We start from the raw sequence: 5,010 nt of genomic DNA, 5'->3' as shown, positions 1-5,010 counted from the left end.
GACTTCCATATCTCACAGGGGGCAACCCCCAACTACTTCCGGCGTTCTAGGGCTTAACTTCTGTGTTCGGCATGGGTACAGGTGTATCTCCTAGGCTATCGTCACTTAACTCTGAGTAATACCTACTCAAAATTGAATATCTATTCAAACCAAGAAAACCGTTCGCTTTCATATTCTCAGTTACTTTGGATAAGTCCTCGAGCTATTAGTATTAGTCCGCTACATGTGTCGCCACACTTCCACTTCTAACCTATCTACCTGATCATCTCTCAGGGCTCTTACTGATATAAAATCATGGGAAATCTCATCTTGAGGTGGGTTTCACACTTAGATGCTTTCAGCGTTTATCCCTTCCCTACATAGCTACCCAGCGATGCCTTTGGCAAGACAACTGGTACACCAGCGGTAAGTCCACTCTGGTCCTCTCGTACTAGGAGCAGATCCTCTCAAATTTCCTACGCCCGCGACGGATAGGGACCGAACTGTCTCACGACGTTCTGAACCCAGCTCGCGTGCCGCTTTAATGGGCGAACAGCCCAACCCTTGGGACCGACTACAGCCCCAGGATGCGACGAGCCGACATCGAGGTGCCAAACCTCCCCGTCGATGTGAACTCTTGGGGGAGATAAGCCTGTTATCCCCAGGGTAGCTTTTATCCGTTGAGCGATGGCCCTTCCATACGGAACCACCGGATCACTAAGCCCGACTTTCGTCCCTGCTCGAGTTGTAGCTCTCGCAGTCAAGCTCCCTTATACCTTTACACTCTGCGAATGATTTCCAACCATTCTGAGGGAACCTTTGGGCGCCTCCGTTACCTTTTAGGAGGCGACCGCCCCAGTCAAACTGCCCGTCAGACACTGTCTCCGATAGGGATCACCTATCTGGGTTAGAGTGGCCATAACACAAGGGTAGTATCCCAACAACGTCTCCTTCGAAACTGGCGTCCCGATCTCTTAGACTCCTACCTATCCTGTACATGTGGTACAGACACTCAATATCAAACTGCAGTAAAGCTCCATGGGGTCTTTCCGTCCTGTCGCGGGTAACCTGCATCTTCACAGGTACTAAAATTTCACCGAGTCTCTCGTTGAGACAGTGCCCAAATCATTACGCCTTTCGTGCGGGTCGGAACTTACCCGACAAGGAATTTCGCTACCTTAGGACCGTTATAGTTACGGCCGCCGTTTACTGGGGCTTCAATTCATACCTTCGCTTACGCTAAGCACTCCTCTTAACCTTCCAGCACCGGGCAGGCGTCACCCCCTATACATCATCTTACGATTTAGCAGAGAGCTGTGTTTTTGATAAACAGTTGCTTGGGCCTATTCACTGCGGCTGACTTAAAGTCAGCACCCCTTCTCCCGAAGTTACGGGGTCATTTTGCCGAGTTCCTTAACGAGAGTTCTCTCGCTCACCTGAGGCTACTCGCCTCGACTACCTGTGTCGGTTTGCGGTACGGGTAGAGTATGTTTAAACGCTAGAAGCTTTTCTTGGCAGTGTGACGTCACTAACTTCGCTACTAAACTTCGCTCCCCATCACAGCTCAATGTTATAGAACTAAGCATTTAACTCAATTCACACCTCACTGCTTAGACAGACTCTTCCAATCGTCTGCTTTAGTTAGCCTACTGCGTCCCTCCATCACTACATACTCTAGTACAGGAATATCAACCTGTTGTCCATCGGATACACCTTTCGGTCTCTCCTTAGGTCCCGACTAACCCAGGGCGGACGAGCCTTCCCCTGGAAACCTTAGTCTTACGGTGGACAGGATTCTCACCTGTCTTTCGCTACTCATACCGGCATTCTCACTTCTATGCGTTCCAGCGCTCCTCACGGTACACCTTCATCACACATAGAACGCTCTCCTACCATACCTATAAAGGTATCCACAGCTTCGGTAAATTGTTTTAGCCCCGGTACATTTTCGGCGCAGGGTCACTCGACTAGTGAGCTATTACGCACTCTTTGAATGAATAGCTGCTTCTAAGCTAACATCCTAGTTGTCTGTGCAACCCCACATCCTTTTCCACTTAACAATTATTTTGGGACCTTAGCTGGTGGTCTGGGCTGTTTCCCTTTCGACTACGGATCTTAGCACTCGCAGTCTGACTGCCGACCATAATTCATTGGCATTCGGAGTTTATCTGAGATTGGTAATCCGGGATGGACCCCTCACCCAAACAGTGCTCTACCTCCAAGAATCTCTAATGTCGACGCTAGCCCTAAAGCTATTTCGGAGAGAACCAGCTATCTCCAAGTTCGTTTGGAATTTCTCCGCTACCCACAAGTCATCCAAGCACTTTTCAACGTGCCCTGGTTCGGTCCTCCAGTGCGTCTTACCGCACCTTCAACCTGCTCATGGGTAGGTCACATGGTTTCGGGTCTACGTCATGATACTAATTCGCCCTGTTCAGACTCGGTTTCCCTACGGCTCCGTCTCTTCAACTTAACCTCGCATCATAACGTAACTCGCCGGTTCATTCTACAAAAGGCACGCTCTCACCCATTAACGGGCTCGAACTTGTTGTAGGCACACGGTTTCAGGTTCTATTTCACTCCCCTCCCGGGGTGCTTTTCACCTTTCCCTCACGGTACTGGTTCACTATCGGTCACTAGGGAGTATTTAGGGTTGGGAGATGGTCCTCCCAGATTCCGACGGAATTTCTCGTGTCCCGCCGTACTCAGGATACTGCTAGGTACAAAGACTATTTTAAATACGAGGCTATTACTCTCTTTGGCTGATCTTCCCAAATCATTCTTCTATAATCTTTGAGTCCACATTGCAGTCCTACAACCCCGAAGAGTAAACTCTTCGGTTTGCCCTCCTGCCGTTTCGCTCGCCGCTACTAAGGCAATCGCTTTTGCTTTCTCTTCCTGCAGCTACTTAGATGTTTCAGTTCACTGCGTCTTCCTCCTCACATCCTTAACAGATGCGGGTAACAGGTAGTACCTGTTGGGTTCCCCCATTCGGAAATCCCTGGATCATCGCTTACTTACAGCTACCCAAGGCATATCGTCGTTTGTCACGTCCTTCTTCGGCTCCTAGTGCCAAGGCATCCACCGTGCGCCCTTATTAACTTAACCTTATTTTTCTGACCTTTCAGTCATAAACTCTTATTAATACTACAGCGTTTTCGGTTTATTTTCTTGTTACTATTTGATATAGATATTCAATTTTCAATGTGCATTACTTGGTGATCTCTCACCAATGGAGCCTAGCGGGATCGAACCGCTGACCTCCTGCGTGCAAAGCAGGCGCTCTCCCAGCTGAGCTAAGGCCCCACAAGACCTCTCAAGACTAAACAAGACCAATGCGCAGTTCCTTATCCTTAGAAAGGAGGTGATCCAGCCGCACCTTCCGATACGGCTACCTTGTTACGACTTCACCCCAATCATCTATCCCACCTTAGGCGGCTGGCTCCTTACGGTTACCTCACCGACTTCGGGTGTTACAAACTCTCGTGGTGTGACGGGCGGTGTGTACAAGGCCCGGGAACGTATTCACCGCGGCGTGCTGATCCGCGATTACTAGCGATTCCGACTTCATGTAGGCGAGTTGCAGCCTACAATCCGAACTGAGACTGACTTTAAGAGATTAGCTTGCCGTCACCGGCTTGCGACTCGTTGTACCAGCCATTGTAGCACGTGTGTAGCCCAGGTCATAAGGGGCATGATGATTTGACGTCATCCCCACCTTCCTCCGGTTTATTACCGGCAGTCTCGCTAGAGTGCCCAACTAAATGATGGCAACTAACAATAGGGGTTGCGCTCGTTGCGGGACTTAACCCAACATCTCACGACACGAGCTGACGACAACCATGCACCACCTGTCACCTCTGTCCCGAAGGAAAACTCTATCTCTAGAGCGGTCAGAGGGATGTCAAGACCTGGTAAGGTTCTTCGCGTTGCTTCGAATTAAACCACATGCTCCACCGCTTGTGCGGGCCCCCGTCAATTCCTTTGAGTTTCAACCTTGCGGTCGTACTCCCCAGGCGGAGTGCTTAATGCGTTAGCTACGGCACTAAACCCCGGAAAGGGTCTAACACCTAGCACTCATCGTTTACGGCGTGGACTACCAGGGTATCTAATCCTGTTTGCTCCCCACGCTTTCGAGCCTCAGCGTCAGTTACAAGCCAGAGAGCCGCTTTCGCCACCGGTGTTCCTCCATATATCTACGCATTTCACCGCTACACATGGAATTCCACTCTCCCCTCTTGCACTCAAGTTAAACAGTTTCCAAAGCGTACTATGGTTAAGCCACAGCCTTTAACTTCAGACTTATCTAACCGCCTGCGCTCGCTTTACGCCCAATAAATCCGGACAACGCTCGGGACCTACGTATTACCGCGGCTGCTGGCACGTAGTTAGCCGTCCCTTTCTGGTAAGATACCGTCACAGTGTGAACTTTCCACTCTCACACTCGTTCTTCTCTTACAACAGAGCTTTACGATCCGAAAACCTTCTTCACTCACGCGGCGTTGCTCGGTCAGACTTCCGTCCATTGCCGAAGATTCCCTACTGCTGCCTCCCGTAGGAGTCTGGGCCGTGTCTCAGTCCCAGTGTGGCCGATCACCCTCTCAGGTCGGCTATGTATCGTCGCCTTGGTGAGCCGTTACCCCACCAACTAGCTAATACAACGCAGGTCCATCTGGTAGTGATGCAATTGCACCTTTTAAGCAAATGTCATGCAACATCTACTATTATGCGGTATTAGCTATCGTTTCCAATAGTTATCCCCCGCTACCAGGCAGGTTACCTACGCGTTACTCACCCGTTCGCAACTCATCCAGAGAAGCAAGCTTCTCCTTCAGCGTTCTACTTGCATGTATTAGGCACGCCGCCAGCGTTCGTCCTGAGCCAGGATCAAACTCTCATTAAAAGTTTGAGTTCTCACTCATTTCTGTCACTGACAGATTTATTGTTTTTTCATTGTTCAGTACTACAACCTTAGTTGTAGTGCCCTGCACATTGGTTCGTCTTGTTCAGTTTTCAAAGGTCTTTGTCACT

General features: G+C 49.8%; 1 tRNA gene and 3 rRNA genes. All 4 read right to left on the bottom strand.

Annotated features, from left to right (window positions below):
* Positions 1–109, bottom strand: a 5S ribosomal RNA gene (rrf, locus tag HT685_RS04185); the annotation flags it as partial.
* 76 nt (positions 110–185) lie between these two features.
* Positions 186–3,087 (bottom strand): 23S ribosomal RNA (locus HT685_RS04180).
* Positions 3,088–3,212: 125 nt separating this feature from the next.
* Positions 3,213–3,285: transfer RNA gene (locus HT685_RS04175), tRNA-Ala, on the bottom strand.
* A gap of 51 nt (positions 3,286–3,336) precedes the next feature.
* Positions 3,337–4,882: ribosomal RNA gene (locus tag HT685_RS04170) — 16S ribosomal RNA — on the bottom strand.
* Between the last annotated feature and the right edge of the window lie 128 nt (positions 4,883–5,010).

Source organism: Streptococcus sp. 5004 (assembly GCF_013276755.1).
Lineage (GTDB): Bacteria > Bacillota > Bacilli > Lactobacillales > Streptococcaceae > Streptococcus.
Note: the sequence above shows the minus strand (reverse complement) of the source record. Positions and strands in the feature narration are given on the sequence as shown.